This window comes from Uliginosibacterium sediminicola (genome assembly GCF_039631295.1).
GTDB classification, from domain to species: domain Bacteria; phylum Pseudomonadota; class Gammaproteobacteria; order Burkholderiales; family Rhodocyclaceae; genus Viridibacterium; species Viridibacterium sediminicola.
In genome coordinates this window covers 52,295-68,894 of sequence record NZ_JBDIVE010000014.1, presented here as the reverse complement: position 1 = coordinate 68,894, position 16,600 = coordinate 52,295, and the positions used below count along the sequence as shown (strand labels likewise).

General features: G+C 61.4%; 13 protein-coding genes and 1 tRNA gene. 5 read left to right on the top strand and 9 right to left on the bottom strand.

The genetic code is table 11. From position 1 onward, the window contains the following. Positions 1-55: 55 nt before the first annotated feature. The 6 genes from ABDB84_RS18725 to uvrB all read right to left on the bottom strand — a co-directional run bounded on the left by ABDB84_RS18725 (position 56) and on the right by uvrB (position 7,247). Positions 56-868, bottom strand: a complete 813-nt coding sequence (locus ABDB84_RS18725; RefSeq protein ID WP_345921301.1) for an FRG domain-containing protein — start codon at positions 866-868, stop codon at positions 56-58. Between the two features lie 450 nt (positions 869-1,318). Further along, complete coding sequence (locus ABDB84_RS18720) at positions 1,319-3,007, bottom strand: ABC transporter ATP-binding protein (RefSeq protein ID WP_345921300.1); 1,689 nt, start codon at positions 3,005-3,007, stop codon at positions 1,319-1,321. Further along, positions 3,004-3,450: a protein tyrosine phosphatase family protein gene (locus ABDB84_RS18715; protein WP_345921299.1), complete on the bottom strand. Its 447-nt coding sequence runs from the start codon at positions 3,448-3,450 to the stop codon at positions 3,004-3,006. The genes ABDB84_RS18720 and ABDB84_RS18715 overlap by 4 nt, the downstream gene beginning before the upstream one ends. A gap of 98 nt (positions 3,451-3,548) precedes the next feature. Next, positions 3,549-4,460, bottom strand: coding sequence for a helix-turn-helix domain-containing protein (locus tag ABDB84_RS18710; RefSeq protein WP_345921298.1), 912 nt, complete (start codon positions 4,458-4,460; stop codon positions 3,549-3,551). 115 nt (positions 4,461-4,575) lie between these two features. Further along, positions 4,576-5,037, bottom strand: coding sequence for a low molecular weight protein-tyrosine-phosphatase (locus tag ABDB84_RS18705; protein WP_345921297.1), 462 nt, complete (start codon positions 5,035-5,037; stop codon positions 4,576-4,578). A gap of 161 nt (positions 5,038-5,198) precedes the next feature. Further along, on the bottom strand, positions 5,199-7,247 hold the full coding sequence (uvrB, locus tag ABDB84_RS18700) for an excinuclease ABC subunit UvrB (RefSeq protein WP_345921296.1): 2,049 nt from the start codon (positions 7,245-7,247) through the stop codon (positions 5,199-5,201). Between the two features lie 136 nt (positions 7,248-7,383). On the opposite strand from uvrB, the gene ABDB84_RS18695 reads away from it, so the two are divergent. Together ABDB84_RS18695 and ABDB84_RS18690 are read left to right on the top strand one after the other, a co-directional pair. Next, complete coding sequence (locus tag ABDB84_RS18695; protein WP_345921295.1) at positions 7,384-8,589, top strand: amino acid aminotransferase; 1,206 nt, start codon at positions 7,384-7,386, stop codon at positions 8,587-8,589. A gap of 140 nt (positions 8,590-8,729) precedes the next feature. Further along, positions 8,730-9,251 carry a DUF2127 domain-containing protein gene (locus tag ABDB84_RS18690; RefSeq protein WP_345921294.1) on the top strand — a complete coding sequence of 174 codons (522 nt, stop codon included), beginning with the start codon at positions 8,730-8,732 and terminating at the stop codon, positions 9,249-9,251. Between the two features lie 53 nt (positions 9,252-9,304). Here the strand turns inward: ABDB84_RS18690 and ABDB84_RS18685 are convergent, their stop codons facing one another. The 3 genes from ABDB84_RS18685 to ABDB84_RS18675 form a co-directional block, all read right to left on the bottom strand. Next, positions 9,305-10,033, bottom strand: a complete 729-nt coding sequence (locus ABDB84_RS18685) for a pectate lyase (protein ID WP_345921293.1) — start codon at positions 10,031-10,033, stop codon at positions 9,305-9,307. A gap of 144 nt (positions 10,034-10,177) precedes the next feature. Further along, a complete protein-coding gene (locus ABDB84_RS18680; protein ID WP_345921292.1) occupies positions 10,178-10,558 on the bottom strand; it encodes a thioredoxin family protein in 381 nt (126 codons plus the stop codon). 16 nt (positions 10,559-10,574) lie between these two features. Further along, the gene (locus ABDB84_RS18675) at positions 10,575-11,753 is read right to left on the bottom strand and encodes an AsmA family protein (protein ID WP_345921291.1); all 1,179 of its coding nucleotides are present in this window, start codon (positions 11,751-11,753) and stop codon (positions 10,575-10,577) included. Positions 11,754-11,884: 131 nt separating this feature from the next. Here ABDB84_RS18675 and ABDB84_RS18670 point away from each other — a divergent pair. The 3 genes from ABDB84_RS18670 (at position 11,885) to ABDB84_RS18660 (ending at position 16,600) form a co-directional block, all read left to right on the top strand. After that, positions 11,885-11,960 (top strand) — tRNA-Asn (locus ABDB84_RS18670). A 362-nt stretch (positions 11,961-12,322) separates the two neighbouring features. Next, a complete protein-coding gene (locus ABDB84_RS18665) occupies positions 12,323-13,444 on the top strand; it encodes an efflux RND transporter periplasmic adaptor subunit (RefSeq protein ID WP_345921290.1) in 1,122 nt (373 codons plus the stop codon). 12 nt (positions 13,445-13,456) lie between these two features. Beyond that, the gene (locus ABDB84_RS18660; protein WP_345921289.1) at positions 13,457-16,600 is read left to right on the top strand and encodes an efflux RND transporter permease subunit; all 3,144 of its coding nucleotides are present in this window, start codon (positions 13,457-13,459) and stop codon (positions 16,598-16,600) included.

Below are 16,600 nucleotides of genomic sequence, written 5' to 3'. Positions count from 1 at the left end.
ATGGCATGTCTCCGGTAGACTACGAAAAGCAGTACTTCATGAGGCTCGGGACTGTCTAGAAAACCCGGGGCGATTCATAGAGTGCGATGAGTGGATTAGAAGTAATATCCAAAAGCCTTGTCGGAAGGCCGAAATGTTGCATTCGAACTAGTCTATCTAAAGTCGTAGCATCATCCCGAAAGTCCTTGGAGTTCGAGATCAACAATTCACGATACAACTGATGCTCAACGAGAAGATACTTCGGCTCACCTCCTTTTTCTGGACGGAACAACGTCGGCGCCAATTTGTATTTTACGCGGTCAGCGTGACCACGATAAAAAACCTCCTTCCCATCGCCCTCCAGTTTTAGCACCTCATGGACAAACTCGCTCACCGAGGCAATAGGCTTAGCGTCTGGCAATGCCGCCTCTGGCAAACTCTGCACAGCCGACGTTTCTAACCCACTAGTAATGTCAACAGTATCTCTCGCCCCCATAGCTCTAAGCTGCGCATAAAGATCAATATCCTTGATAGCCCAATGTGTTCTCGTAAGCTCCCATCTCTGTAGACCAATCCTCTTGCCAAAATCTTGGATGTCGTTTATCGAAATCGGTGGTAGATCATCTAGTTGATAGGAAACTTCGATAGTGCGTCCGTTCATACTGATGGAGGTCAATCTACCTGTTTGAGTATCTCCATCAAAGTTTTCGTACATAAACAAACAAGGCAAGCTAATAAGCGCTTGTATTTGAGAAGATGAAAGATCTCCACCAAACTTAGCTGAAATTTCGTCTTCTGTATATTCAAGAAACCTGCTGCGCTCTAACGAATATCTACCCGTTTTTTCCCATATGTCGTTACTTCCATACACTACGAAGAGGTTGTACATTTTGCCGCCATCCTTTTCATAAATTACCGTCGAATACAGACTGAAGATCTCTTACGGCTTGCGCATAGTAAATGACTACAGAACTGTAGTGCGCGGTGAAACTTGAGACTAAGCTTCTGCGAAGCGCGAAGCCAAGGAAGGAAAGGGAGGGCTTTGGATATCAGCATCGCATCTGACTCGGTGTAAAGACGCACGATTTCCACCCTCGATACACACCTACGACGCACTCGGATCGAACAGACATTGGGCGAAGATTGAACCTAGCCCTCTCCCGGCGCTACGCGCCACCCTCTCCCGCGTGCGGGAGAGGGGAGAAACCCACCGCCCTGCTCTACTCTGCATTCTCCGCGTCTCTGCGGTGAAGGCCTTTACACAAGCCGTGCCTTTACCTTTGCGGCCCTTTGCGTTTCCTTCGCGCCTTTGCGGTGAAGAATCAGCCGCAAACCCTAATCAGCCCTCACGCTCCACCACCCGCCCCGCTTCGAACACCAGCACACGATCCAATTGAGCGAGCGCAGCAGGACGGTGGGCGACGCTGATGATGGTGACGTCTTTGGCCAGGTGCGCGCGCAGGCGCTGCAGCACTTGCGCTTCGGTTTCTACATCCAGCGCAGAAGTCGCTTCATCGAGCAGCAACAAGCTGAACGGGCGGCACAGGGCACGGGCGATGCCGATGCGCTGGCGTTCGCCGCCCGACAAGGCGTAGCCGCGTTCGCCGAGCGGCGTGTCGAGGCCTTGCGGCAAGCGGGCGATGAGTTCGTCGAGACAGGCGACATGACAGGCGGCGTCGAACACCGCGCCGGGCACTTCGCGCATGACGCAGACATTGTCGCGCAGTGAGAGATTGAACAGCTCGGTCTCTTGCAATACCACCGCAACCTGCTCGGTGAGCGAGGCGTGGCGGATGTCGAGGCTGTCTAGCGCATCGACGAGGATCTTGCCCGCTTGCGGGCGATGCAGGCCGAGCAGCAGGCGCAGCAGGGTGGACTTGCCCGAGCCGGAGCGCCCCGCTACGCCAACATGCTCGCCGCGGCGGATGCTGAAGCTGGCGTCGACGAGGCCGCTGTCCTCACGCGCGCTGTCGTGGCGATAGCTCACCTGCTGCAAGCTGAGGCTTTGCCAGTCAGCGGGAAAGTCGCGATTGCCATCAACAAAGCAATGCGTGTCGTCGAACAAGGGCATCAGGCGCGAGAGGTCGACGAAGCGCTCGGCCAGCACCTGGAAACGGTCAGCCAGCGTCGTGGTGGCCGAGCGCAGGCCGGCGAAGTACTGCGTGTAGGTGAGGACCATGCCGACGCTCAGCGCCCCCTGCAAGACGGCGGCCGAAACGCCGGCGAGGAACAAGGCCAGCGCGATGCTCGAATGCACCTGGAACCACATCCACTTGCTGGTGCGCAAGCGCACGCGTTCATGGGCGAGATTGCGCGAAGCCGCCTCGCGCGTGGCCAGTTGCGCGTTCATGCCGGCTGCTGCGCCCAGCGCCTTGACGGCCAGCACATTGGCGGTGACTTCTACAAAGGTGCCGCTCGATTGCTCGTTGGCCGCGTTGACACGCTGGCTCAGCGCCGCGACCTTGCGATCGAAATGCAGCTCGATCAGCAACAGCCCGGCGACAAAGGCGACGAAGAACAGGATCGTCAGCGGATGCAGGATGGCACAGGCAATCGCAATGCCGGCAAACGCCACCAGAGGCGGCACCAGATCGTTATGCACGCCAACCCACTCGCCCACCGCGTCAGAGCCGGTGAGCACGCGCTGCGCCTTGTTGCCGGTGCCCTCGCGCTGGTGCCAGGCGAGTGACTGGTCGAGCAGGCGCGCAAAACCCCACATGCGCGCCCGCGAGCGGGCATTGACGACGTACTGCCCGAGGCGGCGGCGACTGCGCAGGCGCAGCACGGCATTGATGGCGCTCGATACGGCGAGGAACAGAATGATCCCCGCCAGCGGCCACAGGCTTTGTCCGCTGCGGTAATCAAGCAGGAAGTTGACCATCAGGCCGATCAACAGCGGCGGCAGCAATTCATAGCTCTGCCCGGCGAGAAAGATCGACAGATGCAGCAAGTAGGCGCGGCGGTCTTCACCGAGAAAGAAAGCGATGCTGCGCGGCACCTTGCGCAGACGGAAATCGGCCGCGCTCATGCTGCCAGCGCCTGCGCGATGAAGGCCGACCACTGGGCGTCCGGCACCCATACTGCGCGCATCGCCAGCAGCGCGGCATCCTTGGCCCAGCCCTGCTCGCGGATGCGATAGAGCGCGATGAACACCGGCACGCGCTTGTTGTGCGCGCAATGCACGAGGACTTTGGCCTCGCCCGCTTCATTCATCGCGGCGCAAAAGCGCTGCAGATCGGCTAGCGTCGGCGCGCTGAACTGCACCGGGATATGCACATAGCGCATGCCGGCCGCTGCCACAGCCGCCGGCTCATCCTTCAAGGAATAACGCGGATCGTCATGCAGGGCAAGATTGATGACGACCTGAAAGCCGGCTGCCGCCAGCTCCAGGAACTGCGCTTCATTGGGCTGGCCAGAACTGGCGAGATTGCGTTCGAGGGCGACGAAACGGGTGATGTCGGTAATCGGCATGCGAAGCACCTGGGCGAAGTGATCAGAGCCCTGATCTTACCGAGCAAATGCCATGCGACTTGATCAGGAGTGACTACTCGCCCGAAGGTACAGATTGCTCAGCGCGAAACCGGCACCAGCAATTCTGAATGCTGTTCTTGCGCGACGGTATAGCCCTGCACCTTGACCTCGCGGCGGATGATGGGACCATCACCAGGACGGCAGCCCAGTTCATTCTCGATGCGCGCATACAGCTGCGGCAGACTGTGCGGCAAGGCGCTGCCGCGTACGCTCAGCACCGCATGCCAGCCACCCGCATGCTGCACGTGGTCAAGCCCGGCAAGGCGCGCAGGCATGTAGGGGAAGCCCGGCAGCGGACGCGCGATGGGGCTCTCGAAACAGGACAGCAGCGGATTCTGCCGGGCCGCTGCAGAGGGCGCGTGCTTGAGCTGCTCGAAGGGCAAGGCGAGGAATTTGAGATCAAGCTGCGCATCACCGTGGCGGGCAAAAGGCTGGTCACGATCAAGCTGATGCCACACGCGCCAGTGACGTACGCCAGCCACGGCCAGAGACGCATCCAGCTCGGCACGTGCCTGCCAGGCTTCGCGCTTGCAACCGGCATAGGGCGCGGCAAGAAACTGCAGCGACGGCAGATATTCGAGGCGCAGCGGCATGGGCGCGGCAGGGGCCAGATCCGGCAGCTGCGAGGGTGCGCAGCCGAACGTGCGCACAAAGGCGTGGGTAAACGCCGCATTGGAGCCATAGCCCGCATCAGCCGCAATACTGAGCAAGCTACGCTTGCCGGCACGCACCTCATCACGCGCACGATACAAGCGCAAACGCCGCACGCTGGCCATGGGCGACTCGCCAATCTTGTCGGTATAGAAACGCAGGAAATAGGCGCGTGAGAGGCAGGCGAGGTCGACCAGATCATCAAGCCGCAGCTCTTCATCGAGATGCTTGCCGATGTAGTCGAGCACGCGGGCCAGGCTGCGTCGCCGACTGGTGAAGGCAGCCTTGGTCAGCGCCATGCGGGGGGCTCGCTTGCCTGCAAAACGGGATTGGTCATCGCACGCCCCCTTGAACAAACAGCAGTCTTGCACAGCCGGACAGCAGCGACTTGATCGAAAGTCGCCACTCGCCGCCTCAGTCGCGCTGGGCGAGCAGTCCTTGCAGTGCGGCCTCGCAGAGGTCGAGCACGTGTTCGAAGCCCTCGCGCCCGCCGTAGTAAGGATCAGGCACGTCTTCAGCCTGGATGCCTTCGGCGAAGCTGAGGAAGAGGTGGATCTTGTGGTGGTGCTCGCGTGGGCTCTCGCGCTTGAGCCAGGTGAGATGGCCGCGGTCCATGGCGAGGATCAGGTCGAAGTCTTCGAAATCCTGCGGCACCACCGGCCGTGCACGCAAGGCGGAGAGCTCGTAACCACGCTTGCGCGCCGCCAGCTGGGCGCGCGGGTCGGGCGCTTCGCCGGTGTGATAGGCGTGGGTGCCGGCCGAGTCGAATTCAAAGACATCCTGCAGCCCGCGCTGCGCGGCCAGCTGACGCGCTATGCCATCAGCGGTCGGCGAGCGACAGATATTACCGGTGCAGACGAAGAGAACACGTTTCATGGTGTAGTCGCAGTGAGGGGGAAGGAGCGAGAAGCGAGTGGTGAGGGGAAAACATCCGGGCACAGCTGCCCGCGAAACTTTTCAACGCTCGCTGACAGGAGAGCGTAGCGCAACACGCCGAAAAACGGTGCGCCCCACGCCCCACTCCCCACTCCCCACTCCTAGTGATGATCCGCACCAAACACGCGCTGGCGCAGCTTGAAGAGCTCGTCGCGGGCGGCGGCGGCTTTTTCGAATTCGAGATTGCGTGCGTGCTCGGCCATTTCCTTTTCGAGCTTCTTGATTGCACGCGCCAGCGCTTTTTCGTCCATCTTGGCGTAGTCGACGCCAGGCTCGGTGACGTAGTGGCTGGCCTTGTCAGCGTCGGACTGGTAGACGCCGTCGATGATGTCCTTGATACGCTTGTTCACCGACTTCGGCGTGATGCCGTTGGCTTCGTTGAAGGCGATCTGTTTGTTGCGACGACGCTCGGTTTCGCCGATGGCGGCGCGCATCGAATCGGTCATCCGATCCGCATACAGAATCGCCGTGCCATTGAGGTGGCGTGCTGCGCGGCCGATGGTCTGGATCAACGAGCGCACCGAGCGCAGGAAGCCTTCCTTGTCGGCATCGAGAATCGCCACTAGTGAAACTTCGGGCAAGTCGATGCCCTCACGCAGCAGGTTGATGCCGACCAGCACATCGAATTCGCCCAGGCGCAGATCACGCAGGATTTCCACGCGTTCCACGGTGTCGATGTCGCTGTGCAGGTAGCGCACCTTGATGCCGTTCTCGGTGAGGTAATCGGTCAGATCCTCGGCCATGCGCTTGGTGAGCACGGTGATCAGCACGCGCTCATTCACCACCACGCGCTTGCGGATTTCGGTCAGCACGTCGTCAACCTGGGTGATCGCCGGGCGTACTTCGACCACCGGATCGACCAGACCGGTCGGGCGCACAACCTGCTCGACGACCTGGCCTTGATGCTCTTCTTCGTACTTGGAGGGCGTCGCCGACACGAACACGGTTTGCGGCATCAGGCGCTCGAACTCATCAAACTTGAGCGGCCGGTTGTCAGCCGCCGAAGGCAGGCGGAAGCCGTATTCGATGAGGTTGAGCTTGCGCGCCTGGTCGCCCTTGAACATCGCACCGACTTGCGGAATCGCCACGTGCGATTCATCGACGAACATCAGAGACCCGGATGGCATATAGTCGATCAGCGTCGGCGGCGGATCGCCCGGTGCACGCCCCGAGAGATGGCGCGAATAGTTTTCGATGCCCTTGCAGAACCCTAGCTCGGTGAGCATTTCGAGGTCGAAGCGGGTGCGCTGCTCAATGCGCTGCGCTTCCACCAGCTTGCCACCCTTGTGGTAGTACTCGATGCGCTCGCGCAGCTCGGCCTTGATGTTCTCCACCGCCTTCATCACCGTCGCGCGCGGCGTGACGTAGTGACTCGACGGGAACACCGTGAAGCGGCCAAGCTTCTGCTTCATGTGGCCGGTGAGCGGGTCGAACAAGGTGATGTGCTCGATCTCGTCATCGAACATCTCGATGCGCACCGCAAGCTCGGCGTTTTCCGCCGGGAAGATGTCGATCACGTCGCCGCGCACGCGGAAGCAACCACGCTGGAACTCCACATCATTGCGGTCGTACTGCATCGCCACCAGGCGCTGCAGTATGTCGCGCTGGCCGATCTTCTCACCCTCGCTGACGTGCAGGATCATGCTGTGGTAGTCCGTCGGGTCACCGATACCGTAGATGCACGAGACGGTGGCCACGATCACCACATCGCGCCGCTCCAGCAGACTTTTGGTGGCGGACAGGCGCATCTGCTCGATGTGCTCGTTGATCGCCGAATCCTTCTCGATGAACAGATCGCGCGAGGGCACATAGGCCTCAGGCTGGTAATAGTCGTAGTAGGAGACGAAATACTCGACCGCGTTCTCGGGAAAGAACTCGCGGAACTCGGAATACAGCTGCGCGGCCAGGGTCTTGTTCGGCGCCAGCACGATGGCCGGCCGCCCCGAGCGGGCGATGACATTGGCCATGGTGTAGGTTTTGCCGGAACCCGTGACCCCCAGCAAGGTCTGAAACATCAGGCCGTCGTTGATGCCTTCGAGCAGCTGCGCAATGGCCGCCGGCTGGTCGCCTGCGGGTGGAAAGGGCTGATGCAGGCGGAACGGGCTGCCATCAAACCTCACTACAGTGGGTCGAACTGCGTCGTCTGACATGCTAAAATATTAAGTTATCTGAGGTTTCGCCGGCTGACATTGCTGTCAACAAATTGCTGGCTGAGCCGTTGATTATTCCGTATTTCCCACCCCGGTGCGACACCCGCCGGGGTTTATTTCCTCAGCTGGAGCACTCATGAGTTCGTCTATCTTTGCCGCCGTCGAAATGGCACCGCGTGACCCGATCCTGGGCCTCAACGAAGCATTCAACGCAGATACCCGTGCGACCAAGGTCAACTTGGGCGTGGGCGTGTACTTCACCGACGAAGGCAAGATTCCCCTGCTCGGCGCAGTCAAAGCCGCCGAAAAAACGCGCATCGAAGCGGCCCCGGCACGTGGCTACCAGCCGATCGAAGGCGCAGCCGCTTACAACAACGCGGTCGCTGCCCTGCTCTTCGGCAAGGATTCGGCCCTGCTGGCCAATGGCCAGACCATCACCATCGAAGCCCTCGGTGGCACCGGCGCGCTGAAGGTTGGCGCCGACTACCTCAAGCGCCTGCTGCCCAATGCCACGGTCTATATCTCCGACCCGAGCTGGGAAAATCACCGCGCGCTGTTCGAATCCGCCGGCTTCCCGGTCAGCAACTACGCCTACTACGATGCCGCCACGCGTGGTGTGAACTTCGAAGGCATGCTCGCCGATCTGCGCCAGATGCCGGCGCAAAGCATCGTCGTGCTGCACGCCTGCTGCCACAACCCGACCGGCGCCGACATCACCGCCGCGCAGTGGGAACAGGTCGTCGCCGTGATCCGCGAGCGCAACCTGATCGGCTTCCTCGACATGGCCTACCAGGGCTTTGCTGACGGCATCAAGGAAGACGCCGTGGCGCTCGACCTGTTCGCTGCCTCGGGCCTGCAATTCCTCGTCTCCAGTTCGTTCTCGAAGTCCTTCTCGCTGTACGGCGAACGCGTTGGCGCGCTGACCATCGTCGCCTCGAGCAAGGAAGAAGCCGGCCGCGTGATGTCGCAAGTCAAGCGCGTCGTGCGCACCAACTACTCCAACCCGCCGACCCATGGTGGCGCCGTCGTTGCCGCCGTGCTCAGCTCGCCCGAGCTGCGCCAGCAATGGGAAGACGAACTGGCCGGCATGCGCCTGCGCATCCGCGAGATGCGCAAGTCCCTGGTCGAGAAGCTCGCCGCACGCGGCGTGGCGCAAGACTTCAGCTTCGTCATCAAGCAACGCGGCATGTTCAGCTACACGGGCCTCACCGTCGAGCAAGTTGAAAAGCTCAAGACCGATTTCGGCGTCTACGCGGTTGGCACCGGCCGCATCTGCGTGGCGGCGCTGAACACCAAGAACATCGACTATGTGGCCGATGCGATTACAGCCGTGCTGAAGTAAGCAAGAACTTCAGCGGCAGTACGACAGACAAAGGCCCGGCGAGGGCCTTTGTTTTTTGTGCCGCCATCACGTCGAGCCGCTCACAAACATCGAAACAATTCCCCACCACGCGGTGGCCCCGAATCCTTCAGACTGCACGGATGAACGACAGCCCTCACGCCCCCAGCAGCCATCCCACCGCTGTGCGCCGCAGCTTGCGCGCGATTGCGATCTTTGAAGCACTCAAGGGCCTGGCGGCCCTGGTGGCGATCATCGGCGTGGTCGACCTGCTACACCACGACTTGCGCCACCTGGCCGAGGCCCTGATCGGGCGCTTTCACCTGAGCCCGGACGGACACTATTCCTCGATCATCCTGCATTACGCCGACCTGCTGCCCGGTGCCAATGTGCATGCGTTGATGTGGCTGGCTGCCGGCTACATCGGCCTGCGGGCGGCGGAGGCTTACGGACTGTGGTTCGACAAGGCCTGGGCCGAGTGGCTGGCCGCGCTGTCAGGCGCTGTCTACGTGCCGCTGGAGCTGGAACACCTGTGGCAGCGACCCTCGCTGATCAATGCGGCTGTGCTGCTGATCAACCTGATTGTGGTGCTGTTTCTTGCACGGCAGTTACTGGCGCGACGCAAAAACAAAAATCCCCGGCAAACCGGGGATTCACAAGCCTGAACAGTGCGCTACCGGGCGGCGGCCCAGCTCGCGCAGACAAGGCTAAAGACGCATCAGAACGCCTTGACGTCGCTCTTGGAGATGTCGCAGTACGCGGTATTCCAGAACTCGCCCTTGTTGACCTGCGCCTCGCCCGGCTGCACGCCGATGGCTTGCACGCAGACCTTGGGATGGCCCAGCGTATAGCCTTTGATCTTCAAATTGCGCACCGTGGCCTTGTCGCCATAGTTGTAGTTGAGACGCAGAACGTAGCCTTCGGTCACACCATCCGGCTTGACGACCTTGCCATTGATGGTGACGTTGTTGGCGACCAGGTAGCGCGGACCGCCGTTGCTGGAGCAATCGCCACACGAAGCCCACAAACGCTGGATGCGATCATAGGTCTGGAAACCGCTGAGGTTGATGGTGCTGCCCTTGCCGTTGTGCTGGAAGACCTTGTCATCCGCCTTGGTGGCCGAACCACCGACCACTTTCATGGTTTTGCCGGAACCGCCCAACATGGTGGCTGCGTCCTCACAGACACCATCCCAGACCACGTTTTCCAAGGTACAGCTGCCCTTGCAATGCACGCCATCGGCACCGCCACCCTTCTTGATGTGGACGTTCTTGAGCGTTGCACCATCGTTGAGAATAAACACGGGTTGCTGCGATTCGGACTGGCCATCGCACGATGTGCCGATGGTCGCGCCGGCATAATCCTTGGTGCCGGAGATGGTGCTGGTCGCAGATGCTGAAGCCATCACAGCGCCCAGGCAGAGCCCGAGCAGAAGCTTGTTGTACATGTTGTCTCCTGATATGTAGTTTTATCGTGCATTGCGCTTGCATGCACAGCAGCCGTTAAACGGCCTGGCCAGATTGTTCGCGACCGCAATCAAGCATGCAAGCTGCACTGCGTGCACACGCGTGACCGCAGTCAGCGCAGGCACTTACTTGAGGCGCGCCTGCACGTCGGCCAGACCCTGCCAGTCGCGCCGCTCGGCGCTGCCGAGTGCGTAGCGGCGCGATTCCTCCAGGCTCTGCGGCAGGAAGGTCTGGATCAGGCGCTCCAGCTGGCCAATATGCGGCAGCATGGCGCCACAGAACAGCACCAGCTCGCCGCGCTGGATGACCAGGGTGGGGAAGTTCTCGACATCGATATCGCCAGCCACCTCGGGTTCGTCCTCAATATCGACCCAGGCAAAGCGCAGCTGTGGCATGCGCGCGGCCAGCGCATCGAATTCGGGCCGGTACTCGCGGCAGGAGCCACACCAGGCCGCACAGAGGCAAGCGACGAAAAACCCGTCGTCAGGGTGTTCAGACAAGACCATCAAATACCTTTTGCACTCAGGGGATGAACAGCTCCGGCGCCTTGACCGTGCCACGCAAACTCAGCGCGCGCAGCTTGCCCCCGCCATTGGGCAGACTCAACGCGCCCGAGATATTGCCACGCAGGCTGCCATCATTCTGGATCACAAACGCGCCGGAGGCCTGCAGCGCGCCCCCATCGAGATTGCGCAACACAATGCTGACCGGCTTGCCCGTGGCCCAGCTGAAGCTGCCATCCAGCTTCTGAAACTTGGTCAGACCGCCCCCCGCCAGCCCCGGTCCGGGCAGGCGCAAGCCTTCGAGCAAGCCAAAGCGCTCGATGGCGCCGCTCTGGATCATGAAGCTGCCCTTGCTGCTCACCTGGCTGGCCAACTCGGCCATGCTCGCCCCACGGGCGCTCAGCTTGAAATCGGCGGACAGCAGCCCCTGCTGCACGGGCTGATTGCCGAAAAACTTGGCCAATAGACTCGGCGCGTTGAGCTTGCCCAGGTGCAGATCACCCTCCAGCGCGAAATCATCGCTCACGGCAACTCGCAAACGCCCCTCGATCGCACCACCCAGGCCTGTGGCACCGATCTTGTCAAAGTAGAAACCATCGTCATCCATGCCGCCGGTAGCGGAGATCTGGTCGAAATTCAGCGCCGGCAGCACATTCCACTTCCAGCCTGAGGTGCTGAACAACAATTGCAGCTTGCCGTCCTGCGGCCGCAGATCGAACAGCAGATGCGGCTCCAGCTCAATCTGCACGCCGGCCAGGGTGCCGTCCTCGGCAAAGCTCATCTCGCCCGCCGGCAAGCTGATCGTCTTGTTCCCCAGCAGCAACTTCAGATGCGCAAAGCGCAGGGAGGTCACCTTGTAATCGGTCTTGCCTTCATTGCTACCCATGCGCGCCAGCGCGCTCGGGCGCGCCACGACCTCGTCGGCCTCCATCTTGTAGCGATTGGTCTTGCCACCCAGAATCCAGTCCGCCCAATCCGGTTTGATCCATAGCTTGTTGATGCTCACCGGGTCCGGCGTATGCACTTTCAGCTCGCGCACAAATTTGCTCGGCGCCGGACGCAAGCTGTAACCGTCTTCAATGTACGTCACCGACAAACCCAGCCAGCTCGTCGGCATGGCCGCCTCCGCCGGGCGCAAAGAGGCCGTCAGCGCCAGCAGGGCTATCGTCATCAAGGTCAGTACGCTTCGCTTCAACATATGCAGCTCCAGTACGGCAGGTAGGCAGGGGCATCTTACCCCGAGCTTGCTGCAACACAGCGATTCGCTAGTCCGGATTACAAAAGGGCTTGACAGACCTTGAAACGAGGTCTAATATTCGCAGCCTTCGTTCCTCGATAGCTCAGTCGGTAGAGCGCCGGACTGTTAATCCGTAGGTCCCTGGTTCGAGCCCAGGTCGAGGAGCCACCCATTAGAAAGCCAGCACCCCGGTGCTGGCTTTCTTCGTTTCGGCCTCTGCAAAACTCAGATGCCGCCGCGCCTGCTGTCGCAGCGTGATCCACGAAGCCCGCCGTCCGCGCGCGCCACCCAAGCCGCGCGCTGCACCCGCCACGCCTGCCCGGCCGCGCAAGCCATCCACCTACAGCCGACCTCGCCTTTCGCTTACATTTTATTTCACTCCGGAAACTTGCTATTGCAGCGCATTAACTTAGAATGATCATTCATTCTTTGTCCGCTCCAGCGCAATCCGCGCGCGAAAACCCAGACTCCACAGGTGGTGTATGCAAACAAACAAGCAGCTTTCCCACGCAGGCATCGGGCTTGCCGTCATGTTCGGCCTCCTGCTGGGCGCCTGTAGCAAAGCGCCGCAAAGCGGCCAGCCGCAAGGCGGCCCGAGTGAAGTCGGGGTGGTGACGATTGCGCCGCAAACCGTTGCACTGAGCAGCGAACTGCCCGGGCGGACCTCGGCCTTCCAGATTGCCGAGGTGCGACCGCAGGTCAACGGCATCATCAAGAACCGCCTGTTTACAGAAGGTGGCGAAGTCAAGGCGGGCGCCCCGCTCTACCTGATCGACCCGGCCACTTATCAAGCCACCCTCGACAGCGCCCAAGCGGCACTGGCCAAGGCGGAGGCCACGGTCGCCTCGACGCGCGCCAAGGCGCAGCGCTACGAAGAGCTTGCCAGCATCAAGGCGGTCAGCCAGCAGGATCGTGACGACGCCGTCGCCGCACAGAAGCAGGCCGAGGCCGACGTGGCGGTAGCCAAAGCGAATGTCGCAACCGCGCGCATCAACCTCGCCTACACCAATGTGGCCGCGCCGATTTCCGGGCGCATCGGCAAGTCCGAAGTCACGGCAGGGGCGCTGGTCACGGCGAACCAGACCACGGCGCTGAGCACCATTCAGCAGCTCGATCCGATCTATGTCGATGTGACGCAGTCCAATGCCGAACTGCTGCGCCTGCGTCAGGACCTGAAGAGCGGTCGCCTCAAGTCGGCCGGCGCCAACCAGGCTCGCGTCAAGCTGCTGCTTGAAGACGGTTCGGTGTATCCGCTCGAAGGCAAGCTGACCTTTGCCGACGTGACGGTGGATCAGGACACCGGTTCGGTGACGCTGCGTGCGATCTTCCCCAATCCGGAGCACGTCCTGCTGCCGGGCATGTATGTGCGCGCCCGCGTCGAACAAGGCCTGCGCGAGAACGCCATCCTGGTGCCGCAACAAGGCGTCACGCGTGATACCAAGGGCAATGCGACGGCAATGGTGCTCAATGCCGAAGACAAGGTCGAGCCGCGCGTGCTCAAGACGGAACGCGCCGTGGGTGACAAATGGCTGGTCAGCGAAGGGCTCAGCGCGGGTGATCGCCTGATCGTCGAAGGTCTGCAGCGCGTACGTCCGGGTGCGCCTGCCAAGGCGGTTGCAGCAGGCGCGTCGGCTCCCGCCGCGGCCAAGTAAGGGAGTCGCGCCATGGCACGTTTCTTTATTGATCGCCCCATCTTCGCGTGGGTCATTGCGATCGTCATCATGCTGGCCGGCTTGCTGTCCATCGACAAGCTGCCGGTCGCCCAGTATCCGACCATCGCTCCGCCGGCCATCGCCATCAGCGCCAGCTACCCGGGCGCTTCAGCCAAGACGGTGGAAGACTCGGTGACGCAGATCATCGAGCAGAAAATGACCGGTCTGGATGGCCTGCTCTACATGAACTCGACCAGTGACTCAACCGGTCAAGTCTCCACCACACTCACCTTCAACTCCGGAACCAATCCTGACGTGGCGCAGATGCAGGTGCAGAACAAGCTGCAACTGGCCTTGCCGCTGTTGCCGCAAGCGGTGCAGAACCAGGGTGTGCAAGTTGCAAAATCAGCGCGCAACTTCCTGCTCGTGATCGGTTTTGTCTCGCAGAATGGCCAGCTTACCGCTGGCGATCTCTCCGACTACCTCGTCTCCAGCGTACAAGACCCGCTCTCCCGCGTTACGGGCGTGGGTGAGGTCAATGTGTTTGGCTCGCAGTATGCAATGCGCATCTGGCTGGACCCAGCCAAGCTCAACAACTACAAGCTCACCACGGCCGATGTCAGCGCTGCGCTGACGGCACAGAATGCGCAGGTTTCATCTGGGCAGCTTGGCGCCCTCCCCGCCGTACCTGGCCAGCAACTGAATGCAGCAATCACCGCGCAGAGCCGTCTGCAGACCGTGGAGCAATTCAACAAGGTCATCCTGCGCACCGCGAGCAATGGCGGCAATGTTTATCTGCGCGATGTCGCACGTGTCGAGCTCGGATCTGAAAACTACGGTTCGACCGCACGCTTCAACGGCAAGCCGGCAGCAGGCATCGCCATCAAGCTGGCTGCGGGCGCCAATGCGCTGGAAACCGCCGATGCGGTGAAGGCCAAGATCAAGCAGATGAGCGCTTACTTCCCGGCTGGCGTCGAAGCGGTGTTCCCGTATGACACCACGCCTTTCGTGCGCATCTCGATCGAGGAAGTGGTCAAGACCCTGGTCGAAGCCATCGCCCTGGTGTTCCTGGTGATGTACCTGTTCCTGCAGAACATGCGCGCCACGCTGATCCCGACCATCGCCGTGCCAGTGGTGCTGCTGGGCACCTTCGGGGTGCTGGCTGCCTTCGGCTACTCGATCAACACGCTCACCATGTTCGGCGTGGTGCTGGCCATCGGCCTGCTCGTCGATGATGCCATCGTGGTGGTCGAAAACGTCGAACGGGTGATGAGCGAGGAAGGCCTCTCGCCCAAGGAAGCCACACGCAAATCGATGGACCAGATCACCGGCGCGCTGATCGGTATCGCCCTCGTGCTCTCGGCGGTGTTCGTGCCGATGGCCTTCTTCGGCGGCTCGACCGGCGTGATCTATCGTCAGTTCTCGATCACCATCGTCTCCTCGATGGTGCTCTCGGTGATCGTCGCCCTGGTGCTCACGCCAGCGCTCTGCTCGACCCTGCTCAAGCCGGTCGAGAAGGGTCATGCGCACAACCAGAACGGCTTCTTCCTGTGGTTTAACCGCATGTTCGACCGCAATGCGGAGCGCTACCAATCCAGCGTCGGCCGCATCCTGGGTCGCAGCACGCGCTTCATGCTGATCTACGGGCTGATGTTCGGCTTGGTGATCTTCGTGTTCACCCGCCTGCCCAGTTCATTCCTGCCTGAAGAAGACCAGGGCATCATGTTCACACAGGTCGTGATGCCGGCAGGTGCCACCCAGGAACGCACGCTCAAGGCACTGCATCAGGTCGAACAGCACTTCCTCTCTGATCAGGAAAAAGGCGCCGTCGAATCGCTGTTCACCGTGGCGGGCTTCAGCTTTGCCGGTTCGGGCCAGAACATGGGCCTGGGCTTCGTCAAGCTGCGTCCCTGGGATGAGCGCAAGGGTGCGCAGAACAACGTCAAGGCTGTTGCCGGACGCGCCATGGCAGCCTTCTCCAAACTGCGCGACGGTATGGCATTCGCATTCGTGCCGCCGGCGGTGATCGAGCTGGGCACCTCCAATGGCTTCGACTTGCAGCTGCAGGACAATGCCGGCCTCGGCCATGCGGCCCTGCTGGCAGCGCGTAACCAGTTCCTCGGTATGGCCGCCAAGGATCCGCGCCTGGTCGGCGTGCGTCCCAATGGTCAGGAAGATCAGCCCGAGTACACGCTGGACATCGACCATGCACGTGCCGGCGCACTGGGCATCACCATTGCCGACATCAACACCACGCTGTCGACGGCCTGGGGCAGTCAGTATGTGAATGACTTCATCGACCGCGGCCGCATCAAGAAGGTCTATCTGCAGGGCGACGCCAGCGCACGCATGGCACCGGAAGATCTCAACAAGTGGTACGTGCGCAACAGCAAGGGGGACATGGTGCCGTTCTCGGCCTTCGCTACCGCTCACTGGAGCTATGGCTCGCCACGTCTGGAACGCTACAACGGTCAGCCCTCGATGGAAGTGCTCGGCCAGGCCGCGCCCGGCCTGAGCTCGGGTGACGCCATGGCGGCCGCCGAAGAAATCATTGCCAAGCTGCCGGCGGGCATCGGCTATGAATGGACCGGCACCTCGTTCGAAGAACGTCGCTCCGGCGCACAGGCGCCTGCCCTGTATGCCATTTCACTGCTGGTGGTGTTCCTCTGTCTGGCCGCACTCTACGAGAGCTGGTCGGTGCCCTTCTCGGTGATCATGGTGGTGCCGCTGGGCGTGCTCGGCGCGCTGCTGGCCGCCTGGGGTCGTGGCCTGTCCAATGACGTCTATCTGCAAGTGGCGCTGCTGACCACGGTGGGTCTGGCCTCGAAGAACGCGATCCTGATCGTCGAATTCGCCAAGGAGCAGATGGAACAAGGCAAGCCCTTGCTGACCGCAACCCTGGATGCCGTACGCATGCGTCTGCGGCCGATCCTGATGACTTCGCTGGCCTTCGGCCTCGGCGTGGTGCCGCTGGCGGTGTCCACCGGCGCCGGCTCGGGCAGCCAGAACGCCATCGGTACCGGCGTGCTCGGCGGGATGATTACCTCGACCGCGCTGGGGATCTTCTTTGTACCGCTGTTCTTCGTGGTGGTGCGCCGCCTGTTCAAGAGCAGCGCCGCCGCCAATCAAGACAGCGATGCACAACACGCACAGTAA